Consider the following 24,473-nt stretch of genomic DNA (forward strand, 5'->3'; position numbering starts at 1 on the left):
TATCTACTATTTGTAATTTGTAACAAAATCCTCAAGAATCTTTTTGATTTGAGCTTCTGAACTGTCAGAAATTTTCTGCTCTTCCCTAATTGTTTTTAGAAGATCAATATATTTAGTTCTTAAAGCTAAAAGCAAATCTTTCTCAAAAGCCTGTACTTTATCTTTTGGCATTTTATCAAGGTAACCTTTAACACCCGAATAAATTACAATTACCTGCTCTTCAAATGCAAGTGGCGCAAACTGTGGCTGTTTTAAAAGCTCTGTAAGCCTTTGACCACGTGCTAATAATTTTTGCGTAGATACGTCAAGGTCTGATCCAAACTGAGCAAATGCTTCCATTTCACGGTACTGAGCAAGTTCAAGCTTAATAGAACCAGCAACCTGTTTCATAGCTTTAGTTTGAGCTGCAGAACCAACACGACTTACAGATAAACCAACGTTTACAGCAGGTCTAATACCTTTAAAGAATAAGTCTGTTTCTAAGAAAATTTGACCATCTGTAATAGAAATTACGTTTGTTGGAATATAAGCAGATACGTCACCAGCCTGCGTTTCAATAATAGGCAGTGCAGTAAGTGAACCTGCGCCCATATCATCAGACATTTTAGCAGCACGCTCAAGTAAACGTGAGTGTAAATAGAATACGTCCCCTGGGTAAGCTTCACGCCCTGGCGGTCTTCTAAGAAGTAATGACATTTGACGATAAGCAACAGCATGCTTACTTAAATCATCATATACGATTAATGCGTGCATTCCATTATCACGGAAAAATTCACCCATTGCGCAACCTGTATAAGGCGCTAAAAACTGAAGCGGCGCAGGATCAGAAGCGGTAGCAGCTACAACTATTGTATATTCCATCGCACCTTTTTCTTCTAGTGTTTTAACTACCTGAGCAACAGTTGATCTTTTTTGACCAATCGCGACATATATACAGTATAATTTTTTGCTTTCATCGCCTGATTTATTTACTTCTTTTTGATTAAGAATAGTATCGATTGCGAGTGTTGTTTTACCTGTTTGACGGTCACCAATAATTAATTCCCTTTGACCACGCCCAATTGGGATCAGAGTGTCAATTGCTTTAATACCAGTTTGCATAGGCTCATGAACTGATTTTCTTTGTGTAATACCTGGCGCTTTAAGCTCTACTCTTCTTTTTATCGAAGCATTAAGAGGTCCTTTACCATCAATAGGATTACCTAGCGCGTCAACAACTCTTCCAAGTAATTCTTTACCAACCGGAACCTGAACGATTTCTTTAGTTCTTACTACTCTTTCACCTTCACGGATGTTTCTGTCGTGACCGAATACTACAGCACCAACACTATCTTCTTCAAGGTTTAAAGCCATGCCTTTAATACCCGATTCAAAATCAAGCATTTCACCTGCTTCAGCACCGTTTAGTCCGTATATTCTGGCAATACCGTCACCTATTGATAATACGTGACCAACTTCTTTCTCCTGAACAGCTGAATCAAAGTCTTTAATATGTTCTTTAATGATCTTTGAAATCTCTGAAGCTTTTACGTCCATTTACTACCCGCCTACTTTATTTGTTCAATTTTCGAAAATACAGAATGCCTAAAAGCATTAATTTTGCCTAGGATTGTTGCATCATATTCTTTATTATCAACTATAATCTTAATGCCGCCCAAAACCTTTTCATCAACTTCATATGTTACATGTAGTTCAAAACCAAGGCTCTTACTTAACTTACTCTCAAGTTCTGACTTTGTTTTACTATCTAGTTCATATGAACTGAGTATGGTCATCTCTTTAATTTTAAGTTTTTGATTAATTATAGAAATTGCCTGAATAATTATTTTTTCAGCTAAAACTAATCTTGAATTTTGAGCGAGCAATTTTAAAAAATTTATTATTTCTATCCTGAAAGCTTTGGCAGCATTAATACTGGCAATAAACTTTTTTTGTAAAGCCCTGTCAAAATGGCAAGCTCTTATATCAGCTTTCATTTCACATAAAACTTTGGTTAAAACCTGAAGTTCGTCTTTAAATTTGGAGAGATTTCCGCCTTCAATGACTTCTACTAAAGATTTTGCATATAAATTAATCAACGAATTAGACATACAACGTACAAAATGATATTCTTGCAAATGTACAGGAAACTAACACATAGTTTTTTATAACGCAAGAGTCTAATTTAATTATTGATTATTTTTTATGCATGTCATTGGGATTACTGGTTGCATTGGCTCCGGTAAAAGTTTTGTTTCTAATATTTTATCACGTATGATCAATGCTTATGTTATAAATGCAGATCAGTTTGCTAAAACTCTTCTAGATGTAAATGATTTAGCAGAAATATTTCCCGATTGTCTAAATTCAAACGGAGTTGATACAAAAAAAATTGCTGAAAAAGTTTTTAAAAATCGTACTGATTTAGATAAACTTGAATCATATATTTTTCCTAAATTTAGAAAAGAAATTGTCAAAGAAATTGCAAGGATTCGCATGACCAAGAAATATAATTATTTAATTTTAGAAGCGCCAACTTTGTTTGAATCTAAAAGTGAAAATATTTGCGATTTCATAATAACTGTAACAGCACCCAGAAAAATATGCATTTCCAGAGCCTTGGCAAGAAACCATTTTACAGAAGACCAGGTAAGGTTTATATTGAAACGGCAAACTTCTAACGCATATAAATTAGCTAAATCGGATTATAGTTTAGTATCTGATTTTGGTGAAAGTTTTGTAGTGCGTAAATTAAATAAAATCATTGGAGATATCAATGCAAGATGTAAAAATATGTCTTGATACTGAAACCACAGGTCTTGACCCATATAAAGGTCATAGAGTTGTAGAAATCGGTGCTGTAGAACTGATAAATGGCTCAAAAACTGGCAGATTTTTTCATGCTTACATTAACCCTGAACGTGATGTACCAGAAGAAGCATATAAAGTACATGGAATAAGCACAGAATTTCTTAAAGATAAGCCACTTATGAGAGATGTTTATCATAAATTTCATGAGTTTATAGGTAGTCATGACTTAGTAATTCACAATGCCGCGTTTGATTTAAAATTCCTGGATTTTGAAGCATCTTTAGTTGGATTTCCAAAAATAACCAATCATGTAATCGACACTTTAAAAATATGTCGCTCTAAATTTCCAGGCTCCCCTGCGAACTTAGATGCCTTATGCCGTAGATTTAAGATTGATTTATCTAAACGCGATAAACACGGAGCATTACTGGATTCTGAGCTTTTAGCAGACGTATATATTAACCTAACAGGCGGGTTTCAGCGTACTTTTGCAATTCAAAGCGAACAAATTACTGTTATTAAAAAAGAGCGAATAAAAATTTTTAGAGAAGCAAGAGAATTTCCTCCCTCAGCTGAAGAAATACAGCTTCATGAACAATTTCTCGAGATAATTAATAAATAATTTTTCTCACAAATCTTATTAACTTTTAGTAGTAAATTATGTTATTGACATAGTTACTTTTAGTTGTTAGCTTTCAGAATATCATGCTATATTAACTTTTTGTTATATATAGTTCATGTCTAATTAATTTAGTTTTACTTATATTATTTAAGGAGAAAACGCTATGACAGAAGTAGTAGTGATTGTTGAAGAAGAAACAAAAGAAGAAACATTAACAATTGGTCTTCCAACTGATGAAGATACAAACGAAGTTAAAGAATTATCAGAAGCAGCTGAAGAAAAAACCGAAGAAACTGCTGAAGTAACATTAGGTGATGTTTTTGAAGAAATCAAAGCTGAAGAAACTGCTCAAACAGCTGAATTAGACTACCTTGCTTAATATAAGCTTTAATGTCTTTAAGGTCATACTACATTTTCTGGTATGACCTTTTTTTATTTTTATAACCAAAGATTGACTATTTCATAAAATTATCTTAATGTGATGCAAATTTTTTACACATAGGTAACCATGAGTTTTACTAAATCAAATCACCGAAAATTATCTGCCTACTTAGGTGTTATGGTTGAACACTATGATACCGCTTTATATGGGTTTATGACCCCAGTACTTAAAAATCTATTTTTTCCAAACTTAGATGATATGACTGCCTTAATATTTATGATTTCAGGATATGGGGTAAGCTTGCTATGTAAACCATTCGGAGCATTATTTTTCGGGTATTTAGGTGATAAATTCGGGCGTAAAAGAGCATTACTTATATCGGTTTTAGGAATGGCAATGGTTACTATTTCTATGGGAATATTACCCACATATGAAACTTTGGGAATATTCGCCCCTATTTTACTAATTTTATGCAGAGCTATGCAGGCATTTTTTGTTGCTGGTGAATATAATGGCGGAGCTATTTATATCATTGAGCATGACGCAAATAAAGCAAAAGGTTTAGCAAGCGGGATTTATTGCGCATTTACTGCAGTAGGCTTTTTATTAGCATCTTTTGCAACTAATGTTATCATTCATTACGGCAATGAATACTGGAGAATTCCATACTACATTGCATCAATAACTGTGATTGTTTGCATATACTTTCGTATGTATGCCCAGGAAACGCCTGAATTTCAAAAATCAGATGACGAATCATTTCATGAAAAGCATTACAATATTGAAGATATGCCAAGGCTATTTTTAATAGTAGCCCTTACTTCTTTTGTGAGCGCTTTGTACATGATTCCAACAGTTATGGTAAACTCATTTATTACTGTTGTAACCACTATGGATATTAAAGATGTAATGAAGGTTAACACAGTATCTTTAATATACTATACAGCGTTTTTACCATTTGCAGGTATGCTTACCGATAAACTTGGCGCAAGGAATTTAATGGTAGTATCTTTAATTGGTTCAATTGTAATGGTCTTCCCTGCATTTGCTATTTTAGGAATGGATAGCATTATCGGACTGCTCATCTTTAAATGTCTTATGATATCACTTTGCGCAATATTTATTGTACCGTTTCACCCATATTCTGTTGAACAGTTTTCGGTACGTCAGCGCTATACCAATATATCATTTGCTTATTCTATAGGTAGTCAGGTTGGTGCTTATGCCCCTACTTTGAGCCTTTCCATTTACAATAAAACAGGAATGATTTATACTCATGGAATATTAATTATGGTACTTGCCATAATAGCACTTTATATGATGAAATCTTATGAAAGAACAAACGCAAGAATCAAAGCAACCTAAAGAATCAGAAAACAAACCCGAAGAATTCGGAGGGCCAAGTGGCTTAGAGCCAACACGTTATGGTGACTGGGAACGCAAAGGCAGAGTTAGTGATTTTTAATTAGGGGGATTTATGTCAAAGAGCTTACTGAAATTAGTTTATACATATCATTTCAGATGTGGTTACAGACTTTATAACCCTCAAATGAATGATCAGGAAAATATAATATTATACGGTAACAGCCAGAATCCTAACGGTATGGGTGGTAATTTTACCTTGAAACTTACTTTATTCGGCACAATAGATCCCGTTTCAGGTATGATTGTAAAGCCAGCAAAAATTAATGATGCGGTAAATGAACATGTTTTATCGAAGATCAATTATAAGTTTTTGAATAAAGATGTTGCTGAATTTGAGCATATACCCCCTACAATAGAAAATATGGCAGTGGTCATCTGGGACTGGATTACAAAGAAAATTAATAGCAAAAATTTGTTATCAATTACTATAACTTCTCAGGAAGGCGTAGAAGTTGAGTATACAGGTCAAAAACAAGAGCAGGAAAATGTTTTCGATTTCATTATCTGAAGTTTTAATAGTACTTATTGTTATGGTTATGGTCTATAAAAAAGAAGACTACAGCCAGATTATGAAAACTATTAAATCTATCAAAAAACAAATCGCAAGTTTTAGAAAATCAGCATTCGATTTTATTGATGAGGTTACAGGTGAAAATGATTTTGTAACCAAGATTAAAGGTGATGACGGTAAAGAATATATAGCGTATAATCTTGATTTAATTAAACCAGATATAAAAGAAAATGAACCAGAAAAACCTCAAAATATCGCAGCACATAGCGGAGATAAAATCTAGATTAATCAAAGTCGTAATTTGTATTTTAATAACCTTTGGAATATCTTATTATTTCTCTGAAAATATACTTATGTTCTTAGTGGAACCACTCAAAAAAATAAGTGGCGATCATATTAAAATTATATACACAGGGCTTGGTGAAGCATTTTTTACATATATTACTATATCTTTGTACAATGCTATATTCATATCTATGCCGTTTATTTTATATCAAATTTACGCATTTTTAGCACCTGGGCTTTATAAAAAAGAAAAACGTTTTATAAGACCTTTATTTGTTTCTGCACTTTTCTTATTTATCACTGGCGTTGTTTTCGCTTACTATCTTGTCTTTCCGCTCGCGTGGGAGTTTTTTGCCGGCTTTCAGTTTAGCTCAAAAATTGGTCTATCTCTAGCATTAGAAACTCGGGTTAGTGAATATGCGGAAATAGCTGTAAAAATCATGATGGCATTTGGTACAGCTTTTGAACTACCCATACTATTAGTAATTTTAGTAATGCTAGATTTAGTATCTGTGAAAAGCCTGAAGTCTAAAAGACGCCATGCTATTGTAATAATGTTTGTAGTTGCTGCAATAGTAACCCCACCAGATATTATAAGCCAGATTTGTCTTGCCCTGCCCCTTATAATATTATATGAATTATCGATATTAATTGCTCAAAAAATAACTAAAGTCAGACAAAATCATGCATGATATAAATTTTATTAGAGAAAATCCTGATTTATTTAACCAGGGGATGAAAAAACGCGGTCTCGAAATTACAGCCGAATATATTTTACAGTTAGACGAAAAGAATAGAAACGCGATCACAGAACTGCAAAACATGCAGCAAAAACGCAATATCTTAGCGAAAGAAATTGGTAATTTCAAAGATAAAGGATCTCCTGAATTTAAACAAATGCTAGCAGAAGCCAGCAAACTTAAAGAAGATATTGCTAGCTTTGAAGCTGCTCAAGAAAATAATGAGCTTACTAAGATTTTATGCGAAATTCCAAATTTGCCAGATGAAACAGTACCAGTTGGCAAAGATGAAAATGATCACGTTTCAATTAAGCACTATTTAGAACCTAATATATTGCCATTTGAAGCTAAAAACCACTGGGAGCTTGGTGAAAACCTAAAGCAAATGGATTTTGAAACAGCTGTAAAAATATCAGGAAGCAGATTTGTTTTGCTTAAAAAAGACTTAGCCCGCATGGAAAGAGCATTGCAAAACTTTATGCTAGACAGTCACGTAAACGACTGGGAATATACTGAAATTGTTCCGCCATATTTGGTTAAAGATCAGGCTATGTTTGGCGTAGGTCAGCTTCCAAAATTCGCTGAAGAATCTTTCCAGACTACAAATGGTTATAGACTTATCCCAACATCAGAAGTATCACTAACTAATATTGTAGCTGATGCTATTTTAAATGAGAAAGAGCTTCCGCTAAGGTTTACTGCGTACAGCCCATGCTTTAGATCAGAAGCTGGTAGCGCAGGTAAAGATACGCGCGGTATGATTAGGCAGCATCAGTTTACCAAAGTTGAACTTGTAAGTATTACAACGCCAGAACATTCTAATACTGAGCATGAAAGAATGCTTGCTGCTGCAGAATCTATTCTACAAAAGCTTGAGCTTCCTTATAGGGTAATGCTACTTTGTAGCGGTGATATGGGCTTTTCTGCACAGAAAACTTATGACATTGAAGTATGGCTACCAGGGCAAAATACTTACCGTGAAATTTCAAGCTGCTCAAATTGTGGTGACTTTCAGGGTAGACGTATGAAAGCAAGATTTAAACGCGATGGCGAAAATTTCCCTGTTCATACTCTTAACGGATCAGGACTTGCTGTTGGCCGTACAATGGTTGCAATTTTAGAAAACTATCAGCAAGAAGACGGGAGCATAATAATTCCTGAGAAATTAGTACCTTATATGGGTGGTGTAAAAAAAATTGAGGCTTTATAATGAAACTAGGAATTTATGAGCATTATTCAGGTAAGAAGTACAGAGTTTTAGGGTTAGCACGTCATACAGAAACTTTAGAGGAAATGGTTGTGTATCATAGTCTTTATGGGGATTATGGCATATGGGTAAGACCAAAAGCCATGTTTGAAGAGACAGTTGAAATAAATAACCAAGTTCAGTCCAGGTTTACATTCTTAAGCGAAGTGTTTAATTGCGCACCTGAATTTTCATAAAAAAAGGGTCAAAATGACCCTTTTTTTATTCAAACATTATACTACCGGAACAATTAAAGCTCTATCAATTTTTTCTACAACTTCCTTCCAGCTAACTTGCGGGACAACCTGAGGAGCAGCAACTTGCGGAGCGGCATTTGGAACTAAGCCTTTTTCTTCAATTGTGCAACATGAAATATTATTATCTGCACTATATTTACTAGTTCTCAAATTCCATTCTTTAGTCGCAAAATCAGCAAAATCATTATAGCTTTCGTCGTGCTGAACTGAAATAATTGCCGCCTTATGATCTTTCACATATTTCTTAAGTCTAATTTGCACCAGATTTCTATTTGGCGTCAGTCTTGACATTAAGAAATCTTTCACTTCCTGAGTTTGTTTATCAGGATGCATATTCCAAATTTCTTTCACTATTTTCTTTAAATTTGGCTTTTCTTTTAAAGTCTTCTCATGTTCCGGGTTATATGGAACTTCAAATAATGTACAAAAACCTCTATATAAATTTTCTGCACTTAAATCAGGATCCATCTTACCAAGGTGAGTAAGTGACTCATCAAGGAAAATAACTTTTTCTCTTTGCATTATCATTCTGGCAATCAGCATTCTTACAGACTCACCACCTGAATAATTTGTAGATATATCACCTTTTAAAGGATCTGTATTATTAGAACCAATTTTTTGTACAAAATAATGCTTAGAACTTAAACCAAGCCATACCATTTCTTTTCTCAAGTTTTCGATTAAAACTTCATCAATAGGTTTATTTGGATCAGTTGCCTGATGACTAGCAATTGCGGTATCTTTCATACCAACTTTAATAAAGTCAAGCATACTAATACCATTTAGCATTTTATAGCCTTTTTGCGGTACTATTGCGAAAGCCTCAGGAACATCAGGGTGCATTTTGATATGACCATTAAATATATTCCACATAGTTGTAGTAAGTAATAGTGTTGTTTTACCACCACCTGTCTGACCTTTAAATATAATGATATCACCTTCTTTTACTTCAATTTTATTTTTAAGCTCCATAAGAGGTGTTGCTTTTGAATGGAAAGTATCTTTACCTGGTGGATTAAAAGAACCCAAAACGGATGAAACCAAAGGACCAAAACCTTCAAGAAACTGATCCATAATACTTATACCTGTTAGATTTTTAGGAAGTCCCACTTTAAATCCTTCATTGAACCTAATTAAAGTTCCATTACTTGCCTTAACTTCTGCATCACTCATAACCTCTGCCTTACCTTTGTAAGCAGCTTGATATGCCTCCGTTCTGTGTGACTCAAGTTCTAAAAATATACTTGCAAGCTTTAAACCTTCTCCATCTTCAGCAAGTTCCTTAGCATGACTGTTACCACGCTCTGAAAGGATCTGACCATCCTGACGGTTTTGAACCATGTAAATATCTACAATAAATCTTGCAAGCTCGGTAATGGCATCAGTAATGCCGTATGCTATACCAAAAATACCAGTAATAATTGTAGAAATGCTAGATATCATATCAGCTGTTTTTCTAAGCGTTTTCTTAACAAAGTTTGTAAATGCCAGCTTATTATCAATCGCTTTTAATTTTTTTGAATCATTTTCAATTTTAAGACTATTAAGTTCAGTCTGTTTTAATTGTTTAGCTTCTGGCGCATTTACTGTATCTTTAGCAACGTTAGAAGCCGCAGTTCTTCTTTCTGAATAAAGCCCCATAAGCTCCCAAACATAAAGCCCCTGAATCCTTGCAACTAATGTAAGACCGAAGTTCACGACCTTACTAACATATGCAATGTTACCAATTAATTTATTTAAATCTTTAGTAATAGTCTTTTTATTTTTGAATGCATTTGGCGCACTTTTAGCATCGATTTGCTCTAACATTACATTTGTAATTGATTTTAGATTTTTAACTTCAAATACTTTAGTAATGTTAGGAATTTCTTTTTTACAAACTGCTATGAAATCTGATTTATTTTCTAATAAATATATAATGTTATTTTTAAAATCACCTTCAGGTAATTTATTTAATTCCTGAAATAAATTTATACCCTGAGCTTCTGCTACATCTGGCTTTATAACAGCCAGTAGAACTGATCCTAATAAGCTCATTGAATCTGAGTCTTCTAAAGCCTCATCTTTAACCATATTCAACTTACTCAAATAATTTGCAGCTAAAGAATCGATTTTTAAAACATTATAAAGATTAACTACTGCAGTATTACCAATTATAGCATTTATTATAGCAGCTTTTTTCTTAGGATCATTTATTAGTACTTTTAATTCTTGACTTACCACAGCTTTATCTGAAGCTAGAATACTCGAATTTTTCATTAGAATATTAACCGCGCCACTGATAATTCCATCTCTATTTTTCTCATGGATTGCTTGAAACAGAGCAGCTGAGTCCTGATCAGCCAAATTAGACATTGCTTTAGCTTGAGTGATAAAGTTTATTCCTCTACGAAAGCCTGGAACTAACGTTATTGCGCTAAAAAATGATTTCATTAAATTCACAAAATCTCTTAGCCTGAACATCGCTAAATATCCAGCCAATATGCTACCTGCCGTAATTACTGCTGGTATTACCTTACTTACTAAGTTTAAGCCATGAATTGCGATACTTGTATGTGGATTCGCTCTAAGAGAATATAAAGTAAATAAACCGCTTGAAGTTAATAGAAGTAAATTAAATACTGCTTCAACAGTTGTAAAGTTTGATGTAAATCCTTTTGCTAAAGAGTCTTTGATCATATCTCTATTAATTACCTTACCTGTTACTGTTTGGTAATTTAAGAATGACTCTTGTTCTAAACGCTTAACTTTTTTATCATAGAATCTATCTACATACTTTTCTCTAAAATTTTCAACAATTGATTTACTTGTAGCATCAAATACTCTGCTTAATACTAAGCTGCTTATAGAAAACAAACCTGGCATAGTAAGTATTGATCCTGAGGTAATTGCAATATTTAAAAACCTAGCAAAGTAAATAGGAGCCATCATCTGCGTTGCATATCTGGCTACTTCTGATAGCACAAGCGCGCTTGATTGTAGCTTATTTTCGCGCATTGTGGAAAATACATCTAAAGTACCATTGTATCTAAAGTTAAATTTTAAATAAGATTTAAAAGCTCTAAATCCATCAATCAACCAGTTTGCGTTTGACATTGCGTAACTTAGATCAACATAATCTATAATTTTCATTACATCAAAATAGTGATAAGCATGATCAAAATAACTAAAAATCTCCGAAGGTTTTAGTTTAAGAGTCTGATTACCATTTTTTCTTTTTTCGCTTTCTAAATGAGCAATAACTTCTTTATAATCCTTAAATTTTTGCACCATGGTTTACCACACAAATTAATAATAATATTTAAAAATTTAGCCAATTATAAACTATTTATTAATAAATGTCAATATGTTTGTAATAATATTTGAAGGATTTGAGATATGAATTATAAGCAAAATCTTATACTTTATGTACTTAAAGAAACTAATTTTTTTAAATCTTTTTAATCGCCTTAAACAGCGATTAATACCAAATTTGATAAGATTTTTGGGAAGATCCTGATTTTTAAGCAAAAAATCAAGTAACGATAAATTTATATCATTTATTTCCCGTTTTTTATCAAAAGAAAATCTTTCAGATTTTGGGGCAAGATTATATGCTAAATACTTGTCAATAAACAGAAAATCCGTAAATCTACAGATACTTAATGTCAGCTGATAATCCTGAGTCCTTATATTTTCGTTACAAAATCCTGCTTTTTTAATAATATCGACCTTTGCGAGTGACCTGGTAGCACCAACAACACTTAAAGACTGTAAGGTTTCTTTAATGGGTTTTGAATATCTCTTAGTTTTGAAATCTGTAATACAATAATCTTCAATTTCATTATAGTTTTCGGCAATTTTACCAAAAACCACATCTACCTTATTTTTTTCAAGATATTCAATCATTAGGCTTGTAGCGTATGGTAAAAGCACGTCATCAGCATCTACAAAACACACAAAATCACCACTCAAAACCCTTAGCGCAGCATTTAAAGCAGCGCTAGGTCCTTTATTTGCCTGAGAAATAACATTTATAGGAATTGGTGAATATCTTTTAAAATCTAATACTTTTTGATAGGAATCATCGGTAGAACCATCATCTATTACAATTATTTCTTTAATGAAATTATTTGTATCCTGATTACAAATAGATTCTAAAACTCTGATTATATAGTCAGATTTATTATAAAGTGTTGAAATATATGTAATTTTGTGAACCATAAAAGTATAAAAAAAAGTGGCTTAGAAAATATTCTAAACCACTTAAAAATTTTTTTAATTTATAAATTAACCCTGACGTACTTTAAAACGAGGATTCTTTTTATTAATTACATAAACTCTGCCTTTTCTTCTTACGATTCTGCAGTTTTTATCTCTTTTTTTCAATGTTTTGAGTGAGTTAACAATCTTCATGATACTTGCCACCTAAAAAAATTTCGATACTTAAAAAGCTTATAATCAAATACGCTTAAGTTGTCAAGAAGTTACTGTGTTTTTCTTGATAATTTAATGAGACGAAAATTGCTCTACTTTCTTTTTGATAGTATCGGCATCTAAAACTTCCGAAAATATGTATATTTTACCTTTTTTATCATATAGGGCATTAAAAGGTATACCTTTTCTACCATTTTTATGTAAATAATCTTCAATATCAGTACTTTGGATATTATAATTGCCTCTAAACAGCTTTACATTATGAGTCGCAAAAATATCTCTTATTTCTTCTGTATCTAACACCCTTACCTTGTTAAACTGGCATGTTAAACACCATTTAGCAGTAATATCAACAAATACTAAATTATGATCTTCTAACTCTTCTTTTAATTTTTCCTGAGTAAACTTCATCCAATTATTTTCTTTATTTTCAATAATATCAAGTTGATACAATAAAACTATAAATAACCAAAGTGACGTTATTATTAGTGCTGTGCCTAAAATTTTGTTTATTATTTTTGAATACATACCCAAATTTTGCATAAATAACAGAAGTTTAGGTTTAATAAGCATAATAAAATATGGAAATGCAAATCCAACAAATATAAATAAATATATTAGTATATTTTCAAAATATCCGAGAGAGATTGTATAGCCAAGAACACTTCCTAAAAATGGTGCTGTACAGGGCGTTGCAAGTAAACAAGCAAGAACACCCATTAAGTAATGCTCAGCAAATTCATATTTAGTTTTTATCTCGATGATTTTTTGAGGAAGTTTAATAATACCAAAGAATGAAAGACCAAATACCAATGTTATAAGCATTAGAAATATAACATAATACTTGTTTTGAAATTGTATACCCCATCCAAGTTCATTACCCAAAGCCTTAAATGACATACTAAGTCCTGCTATAATAATGAAAAAGCTAAAAATACCAGCTATTGTAGCTAATATATGCCTGCGTGATATATTATTATATTTTACAATCCCCCAGATTTTTAAGAAAAGGACAGGTAAAACACATGGCATAATATTGAGTATTAACCCTCCTAAAAATGCCATTGCTATAATACTTAATGTTGGAACATAAACCTTATCTTCTAAAACTTCTATATTACCATTTAATGCAATAGTAATTACTTCATATTTCCCATCATTTTTTATTAAAGCCTCTTTGCCCTTTTGCATTTCAGGATTTAAAAGAAGATAAATCTTGCCACCTTCTTTTCTGGTTATCATACCAGGATCACTAAAGATAATATCATCATAGTCGCTAACTATTTGTAAGTTATTTTTAATGTTTAGCGTAATATTATAGTCTTTAACTTTGGGCAATTCAGCATAAGCGGGAATTTCAGCTTCTGTTAAGATTTCATCTAAATTTGCTACTTCGGCTTTTCCAGCAACACAAATTTTATTACAAGCAGTATATTGCAAAATCAGCGCCTGATCATTAGAATTTTCTGAAAAAATAGGCTTAATATAAAATTTACCTGTATAAGCGAACTCTTCAAATTTCATTGTAGATATTCTGTCAGGCGGAGATGATATAAAGCTGATCTCCTGATTTCCCTGATAAATTTGCATAGGTTCCCCGAAAGAACCAGGATTTTTATAATATACCTTCCAGCCTTTTGCTGGCTTAACTTCTATGATACTACTTTTGTTATACATTACTGCTGTAAGAACTTCTTCAGCTTTGGCAATATTAACAAGCATAAGTAAGCTTATAAATAAATAAAAAATACGCACTGTGTATATCCCTTTGAATTTTATAAATTTATTATAACATAATTTCTTTTTTAATCTATGTGGATTTTTATGTTAATTAAGATGTGGATAAGTTTGTATAGATTGTGGATAAATATATAATTCTTGTGGATAAATATTATAATAAAATTCTTATAACTTATTAGACAAATAATAAAAAAAGCGCCATAATCCAAAGAGTTATCTTAATTACGCTGGACTTAAATTTTATGCAAACTTTTGTTATTTATAATGATACACCTAAAACCATTGAAACTTATCAAAAGCTTACAAACCATATTAAAGCCAATACGAATTTAGACGATGCAAAGCCAGGTGACCTGATATTAGTATTAGGTGGCGATGGATTCATGTTAAGAACATTACACAACTATATGGGTTATGGATTTAAGTTCTACGGTATAAATACAGGAACAGTTGGTTTTTTACTTAATGAATATACTGACAATATTATAGAAAAAATTCAAACTGCTGAATTATCAACACTTCATCCATTAAAACTAAGGGCAAAAGATCAAAGTGGCATGATTCACGAAAAGGTTGCGATTAATGAAGTTTCATTATTTAGACAAACTAACCAGTCAGCTAAACTTGAAGTCCATATTAATCAAAAGCTTAAAATACCAGAAATTAGTGGTGACGGCGTTATTATAGCAACACCTGCTGGAAGCAGTGCTTATAATTTTTCTGCAGGAGGCCCCATCATGCCTATAGAATCAAATCTTATCGCTTTAACTGCAATCAACGCTTATTACCCTAAAAGATGGAAAAGCGCTTTACTACCAATTAATTCAGTAATAGATATAAGCGTGCTAGAAAACTCCAAAAGACCTGTAAACGTATCGGCTGACTTTTTTGAGATCCATAATGTTGTTAGCGTAAACATTCAGCAAGAACAACGTATAAGCATTGATTTATTATTTGATCACGATCACAATTTAGAAGACCGCTTAATTAATGAGCAGTTTAAAGTATAGATATAATCTATAGCCAGTAATTATGGTGCGATATAAAGTAATCATAAAAATCCAGCGATACTTCATTACTTAGCATCTCAATTTCCTCATGTGTGTGATTCTCGTAATCTAACTGCTCATACATTTTTTGCAAATCTGCTGTATACTGATACTTATTTACTATGTTGACGTAACCCATGTGATTTACTTCTTCCTGAATGCAGCTTAATGAGCTTTTCCATCCTGAGATTAATTTATTTAGATCAAATTTTCCGCCATATTTCTCATAATTGTTTTCTACAATAATATCATGTATTTGATGATTCATAATATAAAGACTGGAATAATAGTCTTTTAGCTGATTCTTTATATATTTATCAAAGATATCCTGATCAATTAGAATATCATTATAATAACAAAATGCTGGTATACTTATAACACTTGTATTATGAGCTTTGTTATTAGTATCAATCATTTCTAAAATACTTTTTGCTTCTTCGTGATTATAAAAGCCATATTTTTTAGCATTTTTAAAGATATAATAAAATCCACTATTGGGATATAATCTCATAAAGCTTGTGATTCCAAGTTCAAAATTACTGGCGGTAATCTTAACAAGACTTTCAACAAGTTTTATATAATGCTTACCTACAGCTTCGTCAGTATGGTAGTTGCTTACAAATTTTTCTAGATTGCTCTTAAGTGTTTGATAATTATTGATATTTGATATAAAGTAAGAAGGCTTAAAGTAACTAAGTGCTTCTGCAGCCTTCATATACGAACTTTCATTTTCCTGTTTTGTATGTTCAATGGCTGAAGATATTAAACTTGAATTAGTAGCAATGTATTTTTGATATATTTGCTGCAAAAAACGCATTTTTCCTTTTTTATCAATGGTTTATCCAACATTTATCATGTTATTAATGTAACGTCAACCTGCACTAATTAAATATTTTTCTATCGTTTTTATATTCCCTTAAATAAATATGTTGATTATTTTAACAAATTGTTTATATATATTAACCTTAAATTAACATTTACTTAACAAATAGATTTATGAGAATAAAAAATATTAAGAGAAATAGCTTTACTGAAAATTTAATTATAAGGGAAGTTGATAAATATCAGGCAATAGAACCATCTTCATTTAGCCATATTGAATTAAGACCTAGCAATCAAAAAGCTCTGGAAAATAAAGAGATAATTAAAAATGAAAAAAGTGATATCGGTCATATCAAAAAAACAAAAAATAAAGTGCATATAATCAGAAAGGAAATTGAATATTGCGATGATTATGTGAAAGAAGTTATGGTATCTGTATATTCAAGACTTTTTAAAAACTCAGGCGCATATTTTGCTCAGAATAAAATGATGTCCCGTAAGACACTAAAAAAAGGAAGAGTAAACTACGTTTTATCTAAGAGAATCAATAACTATGTTGATATCGGAACTATTATAGCGTCTACTTTCCAGCTTAAGCTAAACGAAATTCGCAGGTATGACTACAAATTTGAGCATTTGGAAACCCTGTTTAATCCTGGGCAAGTAATTTCTTACAAAAACAAGGAATATACCATTGATTTCGATTCATTAGCAATTGTTATGATGTTTATTATGGTTACTCAGGATATAGACGGTATCGGCTATGGCTTACTAAATATGGGTTTTGTTCCGTGTGATGAAACAATGACACTTAAAGCTGCAAAGATTGATTATGGATATGCCTTACCAATGGAATATGATTTTGACAATAAATTACTATATGAAACATCTGCTACTAATCTGATAATGCCATATTATAGTAATTACCTTAAATTGATGGGTTCGTGGGTATCAAAAACTGATAAAGGCAACCTAATATTTAATGAAAAAGGCAATTTCCCTCAAATGCTACATGTTGATTACAACGACAACGATTGCATTACGGGTGAAAGCATAAACCAAATAGTATATAGCGATCGTCACCTTAATTTACTAAAATTAATTAGTAACATTCCGAGTAAAAGCATTAGAAACGCTATTAGTTATTTTGAAGCTATAGAGCAGGATCATATCAATTTACTACATAGATCTATAAAAGAGCATTTTACAAATGAAAAAATAACTCATAAAGCTGAAATGATTGAAACTTTGGAAGTGTTTACTAAGTTATTTAGTCACAACGTTGCATGCTTAAAACATCATTTAAAATCAGTAGTATCTAACGATTCGGATCTTAGTATTAAAACTGAAGAACGTAGAAAAACGTTAGATTTAACAAATATGACAGTGAAAAAACTTTGCTATAGGTCTAAACATTGTAAAAACTCACCTGAAAAGTTCAATCATTTTGACAAAGCTAAAAGTAAAATTCTAAAAAAGTAAATATTTTAACTAATTTTCATGGATGGAAGTTTATTTTGTGTTAATATAATTAATACATAAATAGATTTTTATCCTTTAAATTAGGTATTATATGAGCAAATCATGTGGTCAAAGCCCATCAAATCCTAAATCTTCATCATCAAGATCTTCTAGTTATTCATGCTCCGAAGATGACTTTGATGACGACTCAAGTTCTGGGTCAATATATTCAAGCTCTTCTAATAGCCCTAATTCTTTAACAGAAACTAACCGTACAGAAGCTTATAATTTTGAGATTAAAGATTTAAATACCATATTTGGAAATATTAACCTTAACGAAGTTGAAAGCAGGCATATTTTTAGCAAGAACACCAATATAGGTAATATTGAAAAAAGAAAAGCTGAGGATGGAAGTATTATAATTCAGGGGTTTATCAAAGATAAAGCTTATCATGATTATTTAATCAGAGAATATATGGGATCGATTTTTACGAGGCTATTTAGCGGCTCTAAAGCTTATTTTGCTCAAGATAAGATTTTAATGTATAAAAATCATCATTTACTAGTTTCAAAAAAAATCATGAACTACGTCGAATTAAGCCATTTGATAAAATCACATAATAATGTACCACATAGATATTCAACGCTCCCAATGTATTTTATTACAGATTTTTTTAAACCAGATCTCAAAATATGGTACAAAGATAATTTTTATACCATAGATTTTGATTCTGTTGCTGTAGTAATGCTATACATATTGCTAACACATGATATTGACGGAATCGGTTATGCAATGCAAAATTTGGGATTTGTGATAGACCATAAAAACAATAAACTATATGCGGCTAAAATAGATTATGAATATGCGTTTCCTCTTAAATGCAATTCCTTAAATGACGAAATCTTTTTATATGATACGCCTGCTGATGAATTTGGTCATCCTTCTTATTTTCATTATTTAAAAGAAATACCTAACTGGATTATTTATAACGAAAAAGGCGAGCCAAGCTTTAATCCTCAGGCAAAATTTCCAACATTTATAAATACCTGCCCTCCACAAGAATCTGTTATTGGTAAATTTATAGCAATAGAACATGAAAAATTTCCAGGAACGTTACGAGTTAACTTTTTCGATATTTTATCTAATATTCCAAGTGAAAGCGTAGCTAAAGCAATAAATATTGCCTCAAGTATTAAGCAATATCATATAAATTCATTATATCATTCAATACTTACTCATTTTGAAGTTTTATATGATGAAAAAAATACCGATCCTCAAACCAGGAAACTAGGCATCGACTGCATAAATACCTATACACAAATGTTTTCTCATCATTTGGATATTTTTAAAAATAGCGTAAAAAACATAGATAATGTAGAGATGGGTTTTAGAGTTAAATATCTAGATAGTCAGCCATTAAGTATACAAAGGCTAAGCTATCCTCTTAACTCACATAGAATTGACCATGACAACTCTAAGGATCCAGAGGTTAAAAAACTTAGTATATTAAAATCTGGTATTTAAAATTTATTGCCTCTATACGATCTTGATTATAAAGTTCTAATATTTCTTGGTACATGATGTAGTCTAATACTACTTTCCTTGCATTCTTACATTACTAAAGAATTTTTTAGCACCACTATGTACAGGGAAGTTATAGTCTTCTGGTTCCATTGTTTCTTCATCAAGCTCGTTTAGCGCATCATACGTATTTCTTATATACTTAATATTATTCGCTATATTACGTATGAATATGGAAACATCTTTATCTGACTGAGACTCGCTTGCTACAACCACCGCATATGATCCTAAAGTAAATACAGGTATAATTACGCCAGGATATATATTTTCATGAATAAGCTGTTTTTTATAATATCTGTGTCTTTCAGTAATATCTTTTATAATTTTCTCAGGAATTGGAACTATCCTAATCTCGCATTCACGTGACATTTCATGTAACATTGCATTTGGATGAGCTATAAAGAATACGCCCGCATCAATTTTACCTGAGCAAAGATTGTCGGCAAATTTACCCGAAGGCATTGTAGTATCAAGCTTAATTGCATCTTTTTCTACACCAAAGCTTTCAGCAAGTTTTGAAGTTACTAAAACTGCACCGCTTTTATTGCCGTTTGTTACAACTTTTTTACCTACTAAATCAGGTACACTCCAAATATGAGAGCTTCTTTTTGTAACAATTGTATATGACTCTGGGTAAAGTTGAATTACCTGACGAATTTTAGTCGAAGGATTTACCATTAATTCTTCATTTAAGTGATCAAGCTGTACTATACCGTATTCGGCTTTTCCAGCTTTAACTCTAATAAGGTTTTCTAAGCTTCCCGCAGATTCAAGCGGATCACAGACGTTTTTTTGTGAAACATAATCCTGAATGTAGCAAATTTTGTCTGCTGCTGAGTAATAAAGTCCAAGTTTGTCACCGGAAGTAAATCTGTAAGAAGAATACATATTAGAAGCAGCTGCCGCAATATTAGCAGCTGCTATGATTACAATAAATGTAAGTTTTTTTAACATTGTTAGTTCATATTATCCATGTTGTAATAAACATCAACATTCATCATATTTTCGGATTTGTCAACTAACATTGTTACAGTAACGTCGCCTGTGATATTAATAGTTGTTCTAAGCATATCAAGTATACGGTCAATACCTGCAATTAATGCTACACCTTCAATCGGCATACCAACAGATGATAATATCATTGGAAGCATTACCATTGAACCACCAGGGATACCAGCAACACCAATAGAACCTAATGTTGCGGTAATAATGATAATGAAATAATCATGTATCTGAAGATCAAAACCTGTAGCCTGCGCAAAAAATACCGCACACATACCAAGGTAAATCGCCATACCATCCATGTTAATAGATGTACCAAGCGGCAATACGAAAGATGTTGAAGTTTTAGAAATCCCAAGCTGCTCTCTACAAATATTCATTGTAGTAGCTAGTGCTGCTTTACTACTACTTGTAGAAAATGCAAGCGCCTGATATTCAAAGCTTTTCTTATAGAACGGAATTGGCGACATACGACCAATAAAGTAAATCATAAGACCGAATATAAAGTATTGCAGTGTCATGGCAATGATCACACACATTACAAGCTTAAACAGGCTGTTAATAACGTCCAGACCCTGAGTACCAACCACCCATGAGGTGAGAGCAAAGGCACCATAAGGCGATAATTGCATGATCATTTCAATCATTTTTAGCACGAGTAAATTCATTGTTTGGCAAGCACCAATGATTTTACGCCCAATTTCGTTATTCATTTTATTTAAGGTAATACCTGTAAATATAGCAAAGAATACGATTTGAAGCACATCACCTTCAGCAAGTGTCTGGAAAATATTAGATGGAACAATGTTTACAATCATCTGAATGAAATCAAACTTTTTGGCAGCTGCTGCTTCCATTGATTCTTCAAAATTGAGCGTTACACCTACCCCTGGCTTCAGTATTAAACTGACAGCAAGACCAATAATGATGGCAAAAGTTGTGGTCGTCATGTAGGCAATTGTAGCCTTTAAACCAATTCTGCCAAGCGTTCTTGAGTCGCTAATACTTGTAATACCTGATACGATAGAAAAGAATATCAGAGGCATCACTATCATTTTAATTAAGTTGATGAATATGTCACCAGCAGGCTTTACATAGCCTACATAGCTAAGCAGTCCTAACTTTTTGACTGTAACACCAAATATTACGCCGGCTATAAGACCAATACTTACTTTTTGCCAAAGCTTCATAAATACCTCTTTATCTTCACTTAAGAAGGCTATTTACCTGAATTAACCGCCATATAAAAGCTAGTTACACAGTACAAAACTGACCTTTTAATTGGTTATAAACATTTCAATACAAAGTTTATTTATAGAATATTATTCGATTTATGCAAGTTAAAATATCCTTCATATTATATTTACCAATAATTTCATAAATTTATCTATTTTAAACCTTGCTAATTTATTAAATAAGGAGTAGATGTATTATCCAAATAATCTATAATTTAGAGTGCTTTTTATGATAGGAAATATGAAAAAATTTATTCATCCAATACACCCTGAAGGTTACCCTTTTGTGTTAATATTTGCAATAGTTACGGTAGTTCTGGCTTTAATAAGCTCAGGACTTGGTATTATTGGTGCAGTTGCAACAATTTGGTGTACTTATTTTTTCCGCGATCCACCAAGACAATCACCATGTGATGATTCATTAATTATAAGCCCTGCAGATGGACTTGTAGATAAAATTGCTTTTGCTCTTCCACCTGAAGAATTAGGAATGCCAGCAGAAGAAATGCTCAGAGTTAGCGTTTTCTTAAGCGTATTTAACGTTCACGTTAACCGTGTTCCTGCAAGTGGTACAATTACTGCCCTTCATTATCGCCCTGGTAAATTTTTAAACGCTACTTTAGACAAAGCAAGCGTTGATAATGAACGTCAGTCTGTTCGTATGACTACTAAGTATAAAAACCTTGATATTGCATTTACACAAATTGCGGGTCTTATTGCAAGACGTATTGTATGTAATTTAGAGCATAATCAAGAAGTTAAGGGTGGCGAAAGATTTGGTATCATCAGATTTGGTAGCAGAATGGATATTTACTTACCAAAAGATACAAAAGTTTGTGTTGCTGAAGGTCAGATTACTATTGGTGGAGAAACAGTTATCGCTGATTTAGAGACCACAAAAGCAGAGTTTAAAGCCGAAATCAGGTAAATCATGAATACCAGCATTATTGAGGAAGACAAAGACGAAGCGGAAGAAATTAAGCGCGGCAGGTTGCCAATCAGCAGATTAGTGCCAAACGCCGTGACTTTAATGGCACTTTGCTTTGGTCTCACTTCGATAAAGCTGGCATTAGTTGGTAAATGGGAGCTTGCAGTTGCCTGTATACTAATATCATGTTTTTTAGATGGTATTGATGGAAGACTTGCAAGATTACTTAATGCAACAAGCCCTTTTGGCGCGCAGCTTGATTCATTATCTGACTTTGTAAATTTTGGTATATGCCCTGCTCTAATTACCTATCTCTGGACAATAAAAATAATCCCTACTGGCAATGTTACATGGGCAGCTGTTCTATTTTACGCAATATGCTGCGCAATCAGACTTGCAAGATTTAATGTAAGCTTAGATACCGAAGATGAAATGAGCGCAAAACTAAACAAAATGTTTTTTATAGGCGTACCTTCTCCAACTGGCTCATTACTCGCGTTACTGCCTTTAATGATTCAGTTTGAAATTGGAGGCACATTTGATCCAAAAATTAACCTGTGTGTACTTGTTATAGTTGGCTTTTTAATGGCAAGCAGAGTCCCTACGTTTTCAGGTAAAAAAATAGCCATTAATCCTAAAATGGTTTGGCTTGTAATGCTTTCTGCAGGTTTTATTTTAGGCATGCTAATCATGGAGCCATGGATTACAATTTCAGTATTTTTATGCCTTTATTTAGTTACAATACCATTTAGCATAAAGTACTATTATAAAATAAAAAATTCACATATACATGAATAATAATTCATTCAAGATTACTGATATTAAACTACATAATTTTCGTAATTATACAAACTGCCATATAAGCAGTGAAGAAAAATCTGTATTACTTGCAGGTCACAACGGTGCTGGCAAAACTAGCGTACTTGAAGCTATATCATATTTTACTCCTGGTCGCGGTATTCGCAATGCCTCCCCAGATGAGCTTAAACATCATTTTTCAGATAACTGGGCTATTAATATTGGCTTATCAAATGGGTTTGAGACAATAAATATGTCCACAGGTCTAGTTGAAACTAAAAGCGGCTCAAAAAGGTTATATAAAATTGATGGCGAAAATGTTAAGTCATCTCAGGCATTTTTAAATAAAATCAAAATGTTATGGCTTACCCCGCAAATTGATTCAGTATTTTTGTCTTCATCTCAGAACCGACGCAAATTTCTAGACAGAATTGTGTATAATTTTGACGAAACCCATGCCGAAAAAATCACTGAATATGAAAAGAAAATCAGGGAAAGATCTATTATTCTAAAAATGCATATTCTTGATGAAAAGTGGCTGGATATCTTAGAATCAGACATTGCCAAACTTAATCTTGAAATCACTCATAAACGCCTGAAAGTTATAGAAATAATTAATAATATTATTTTCTCTTATGAAGGTCTCTTCCCAAGAACAAAAATTGGCTTAAAATGTGAAGTTGCAAAATTAATCAGACATGACGTATCTACTGAAGAAATTCAACAAAAATATAAAGATAAAAGACAAGTTGATAAATTATCAGGTCGTACAAACTTTGGATGCCACAGATCCGATCTTGATTTAATTCATGAAGAATCTGGAAGAAGCTTTCATATTTGCTCTACTGGTGAACAAAAATCCATGATTATCGGGACTATTATTTTCCAGGCAATGGCACTTAGAGATCAAAAATTGCCTTTACCTATACTTTTATTAGATGAAATTATGGCGCATTTAGATGATGATAAAAGACAAGGACTCATCGATACTATCAGGCAAATGAACATACAAAGCTTCATAACAAGTACTCATACTGAGTTCTGGAGTGAAATAAACTTCCCTGCAAAGTTTTATGAGGTAAAAAATGCTGGAATATCAGAAATTAATCGTGTAGAGTGATATCTAGCTAAGTTTTATAAAAATAATTTAGCTACAAGTTTAAAAAAATCGTGAAATTAATT

Annotated in this window: 25 protein-coding genes; 16 read left to right on the forward strand and 9 right to left on the reverse strand. The window is 32.2% G+C overall.

What is annotated here, in order from left to right:
* Positions 1 to 6: 6 nt before the first annotated feature.
* Together BGO27_07555 and BGO27_07560 are read right to left on the reverse strand one after the other, a co-directional pair.
* Positions 7 to 1,536 carry a F0F1 ATP synthase subunit alpha gene (locus tag BGO27_07555; protein ID OJV15754.1) on the reverse strand — a complete coding sequence of 510 codons (1,530 nt, stop codon included), beginning with the start codon at positions 1,534 to 1,536 and terminating at the stop codon, positions 7 to 9.
* A gap of 11 nt (positions 1,537 to 1,547) precedes the next feature.
* A complete protein-coding gene (locus tag BGO27_07560; GenBank protein ID OJV15755.1) occupies positions 1,548 to 2,090 on the reverse strand; it encodes a hypothetical protein in 543 nt (180 codons plus the stop codon).
* Between the two features lie 94 nt (positions 2,091 to 2,184).
* Here BGO27_07560 and BGO27_07565 point away from each other — a divergent pair, with 94 nt between their 5' ends.
* The 10 genes from BGO27_07565 (at position 2,185) to BGO27_07610 (ending at position 8,198) form a co-directional block, all read left to right on the forward strand.
* Positions 2,185 to 2,781: a dephospho-CoA kinase gene (locus BGO27_07565; GenBank protein ID OJV15756.1), complete on the forward strand. Its 597-nt coding sequence runs from the start codon at positions 2,185 to 2,187 to the stop codon at positions 2,779 to 2,781.
* A complete protein-coding gene (locus BGO27_07570) occupies positions 2,756 to 3,412 on the forward strand; it encodes a DNA polymerase III subunit epsilon (protein ID OJV15757.1) in 657 nt (218 codons plus the stop codon). The genes BGO27_07565 and BGO27_07570 overlap by 26 nt, the downstream gene beginning before the upstream one ends.
* Positions 3,413 to 3,575: 163 nt before the next feature.
* On the forward strand, positions 3,576 to 3,791 hold the full coding sequence (locus tag BGO27_07575) for a hypothetical protein (GenBank protein OJV15758.1): 216 nt from the start codon (positions 3,576 to 3,578) through the stop codon (positions 3,789 to 3,791).
* Positions 3,792 to 3,920: 129 nt separating this feature from the next.
* Positions 3,921 to 5,159 (forward strand): hypothetical protein, encoded by a 1,239-nt coding sequence (locus BGO27_07580; GenBank protein OJV15759.1) that lies wholly within the window; start codon positions 3,921 to 3,923, stop codon positions 5,157 to 5,159.
* Positions 5,125 to 5,259, forward strand: coding sequence for a DUF1674 domain-containing protein (locus tag BGO27_07585; protein OJV15760.1), 135 nt, complete (start codon positions 5,125 to 5,127; stop codon positions 5,257 to 5,259). The genes BGO27_07580 and BGO27_07585 overlap by 35 nt, the downstream gene beginning before the upstream one ends.
* Positions 5,260 to 5,271: 12 nt before the next feature.
* Entirely contained in the window at positions 5,272 to 5,727 is a 456-nt protein-coding gene (locus tag BGO27_07590; protein ID OJV15761.1) for a hypothetical protein, read from the forward strand.
* Positions 5,705 to 6,013, forward strand: coding sequence for a hypothetical protein (locus BGO27_07595; GenBank protein ID OJV15762.1), 309 nt, complete (start codon positions 5,705 to 5,707; stop codon positions 6,011 to 6,013). The genes BGO27_07590 and BGO27_07595 overlap by 23 nt, the downstream gene beginning before the upstream one ends.
* Entirely contained in the window at positions 5,961 to 6,707 is a 747-nt protein-coding gene (locus BGO27_07600) for a twin arginine-targeting protein translocase TatC (GenBank protein OJV15763.1), read from the forward strand. Before BGO27_07595 ends, BGO27_07600 begins: the two co-directional genes overlap by 53 nt.
* Positions 6,700 to 7,965, forward strand: coding sequence for a serine--tRNA ligase (locus tag BGO27_07605; GenBank protein ID OJV15764.1), 1,266 nt, complete (start codon positions 6,700 to 6,702; stop codon positions 7,963 to 7,965). The genes BGO27_07600 and BGO27_07605 overlap by 8 nt, the downstream gene beginning before the upstream one ends.
* Positions 7,965 to 8,198 carry a TonB box-like protein gene (locus BGO27_07610; GenBank protein ID OJV15765.1) on the forward strand — a complete coding sequence of 78 codons (234 nt, stop codon included), beginning with the start codon at positions 7,965 to 7,967 and terminating at the stop codon, positions 8,196 to 8,198. The genes BGO27_07605 and BGO27_07610 overlap by 1 nt, the downstream gene beginning before the upstream one ends.
* Before the next feature lie 36 nt (positions 8,199 to 8,234).
* Here BGO27_07610 and BGO27_07615 read toward each other — a convergent pair whose 3' ends face one another.
* From BGO27_07615 to BGO27_07630, 4 genes are all read right to left on the reverse strand, one after another.
* Positions 8,235 to 11,531 carry a hypothetical protein gene (locus BGO27_07615; protein ID OJV15766.1) on the reverse strand — a complete coding sequence of 1,099 codons (3,297 nt, stop codon included), beginning with the start codon at positions 11,529 to 11,531 and terminating at the stop codon, positions 8,235 to 8,237.
* 51 nt (positions 11,532 to 11,582) lie between these two features.
* The gene (locus BGO27_07620; GenBank protein OJV15767.1) at positions 11,583 to 12,461 is read right to left on the reverse strand and encodes a hypothetical protein; all 879 of its coding nucleotides are present in this window, start codon (positions 12,459 to 12,461) and stop codon (positions 11,583 to 11,585) included.
* A gap of 66 nt (positions 12,462 to 12,527) precedes the next feature.
* Positions 12,528 to 12,653 (reverse strand): 50S ribosomal protein L36, encoded by a 126-nt coding sequence (locus BGO27_07625; GenBank protein OJV15768.1) that lies wholly within the window; start codon positions 12,651 to 12,653, stop codon positions 12,528 to 12,530.
* 93 nt (positions 12,654 to 12,746) lie between these two features.
* Positions 12,747 to 14,429 carry a hypothetical protein gene (locus BGO27_07630; protein ID OJV15769.1) on the reverse strand — a complete coding sequence of 561 codons (1,683 nt, stop codon included), beginning with the start codon at positions 14,427 to 14,429 and terminating at the stop codon, positions 12,747 to 12,749.
* 227 nt (positions 14,430 to 14,656) lie between these two features.
* Here BGO27_07630 and BGO27_07635 point away from each other — a divergent pair, with 227 nt between their 5' ends.
* Positions 14,657 to 15,424: an NAD kinase gene (locus tag BGO27_07635; protein ID OJV15770.1), complete on the forward strand. Its 768-nt coding sequence runs from the start codon at positions 14,657 to 14,659 to the stop codon at positions 15,422 to 15,424.
* Positions 15,425 to 15,431: 7 nt separating this feature from the next.
* Here BGO27_07635 and BGO27_07640 read toward each other — a convergent pair whose 3' ends face one another.
* Positions 15,432 to 16,280: a hypothetical protein gene (locus BGO27_07640; protein OJV15771.1), complete on the reverse strand. Its 849-nt coding sequence runs from the start codon at positions 16,278 to 16,280 to the stop codon at positions 15,432 to 15,434.
* A gap of 179 nt (positions 16,281 to 16,459) precedes the next feature.
* On the opposite strand from BGO27_07640, the gene BGO27_07645 reads away from it, so the two are divergent.
* Positions 16,460 to 17,767, forward strand: a complete 1,308-nt coding sequence (locus tag BGO27_07645) for a hypothetical protein (GenBank protein ID OJV15772.1) — start codon at positions 16,460 to 16,462, stop codon at positions 17,765 to 17,767.
* 91 nt (positions 17,768 to 17,858) lie between these two features.
* A complete protein-coding gene (locus BGO27_07650) occupies positions 17,859 to 19,271 on the forward strand; it encodes a hypothetical protein (GenBank protein OJV15773.1) in 1,413 nt (470 codons plus the stop codon).
* A 69-nt stretch (positions 19,272 to 19,340) separates the two neighbouring features.
* On the opposite strand, the gene BGO27_07655 is transcribed toward BGO27_07650, so the two are convergent.
* Positions 19,341 to 20,282, reverse strand: coding sequence for a hypothetical protein (locus BGO27_07655; GenBank protein OJV15774.1), 942 nt, complete (start codon positions 20,280 to 20,282; stop codon positions 19,341 to 19,343).
* Positions 20,283 to 20,284: 2 nt separating this feature from the next.
* Positions 20,285 to 21,520: a sodium:proton antiporter gene (locus tag BGO27_07660; protein OJV15775.1), complete on the reverse strand. Its 1,236-nt coding sequence runs from the start codon at positions 21,518 to 21,520 to the stop codon at positions 20,285 to 20,287.
* A 286-nt stretch (positions 21,521 to 21,806) separates the two neighbouring features.
* Here BGO27_07660 and BGO27_07665 point away from each other — a divergent pair, with 286 nt between their 5' ends.
* From BGO27_07665 to BGO27_07675, 3 genes are read left to right on the forward strand one after another with little or no spacing between them, the layout of a single operon-like run.
* Entirely contained in the window at positions 21,807 to 22,493 is a 687-nt protein-coding gene (locus tag BGO27_07665; GenBank protein ID OJV15776.1) for a phosphatidylserine decarboxylase, read from the forward strand.
* A gap of 3 nt (positions 22,494 to 22,496) precedes the next feature.
* Positions 22,497 to 23,291, forward strand: a complete 795-nt coding sequence (locus BGO27_07670) for a hypothetical protein (GenBank protein OJV15777.1) — start codon at positions 22,497 to 22,499, stop codon at positions 23,289 to 23,291.
* Entirely contained in the window at positions 23,284 to 24,411 is a 1,128-nt protein-coding gene (locus BGO27_07675) for a hypothetical protein (protein OJV15778.1), read from the forward strand. Before BGO27_07670 ends, BGO27_07675 begins: the two co-directional genes overlap by 8 nt.
* The last annotated feature ends 62 nt before the right edge of the window (positions 24,412 to 24,473 follow it).

It is taken from the genome of Alphaproteobacteria bacterium 33-17 (genome assembly GCA_001897445.1).
Lineage (GTDB): Bacteria > Pseudomonadota > Alphaproteobacteria > Rickettsiales > 33-17 > 33-17.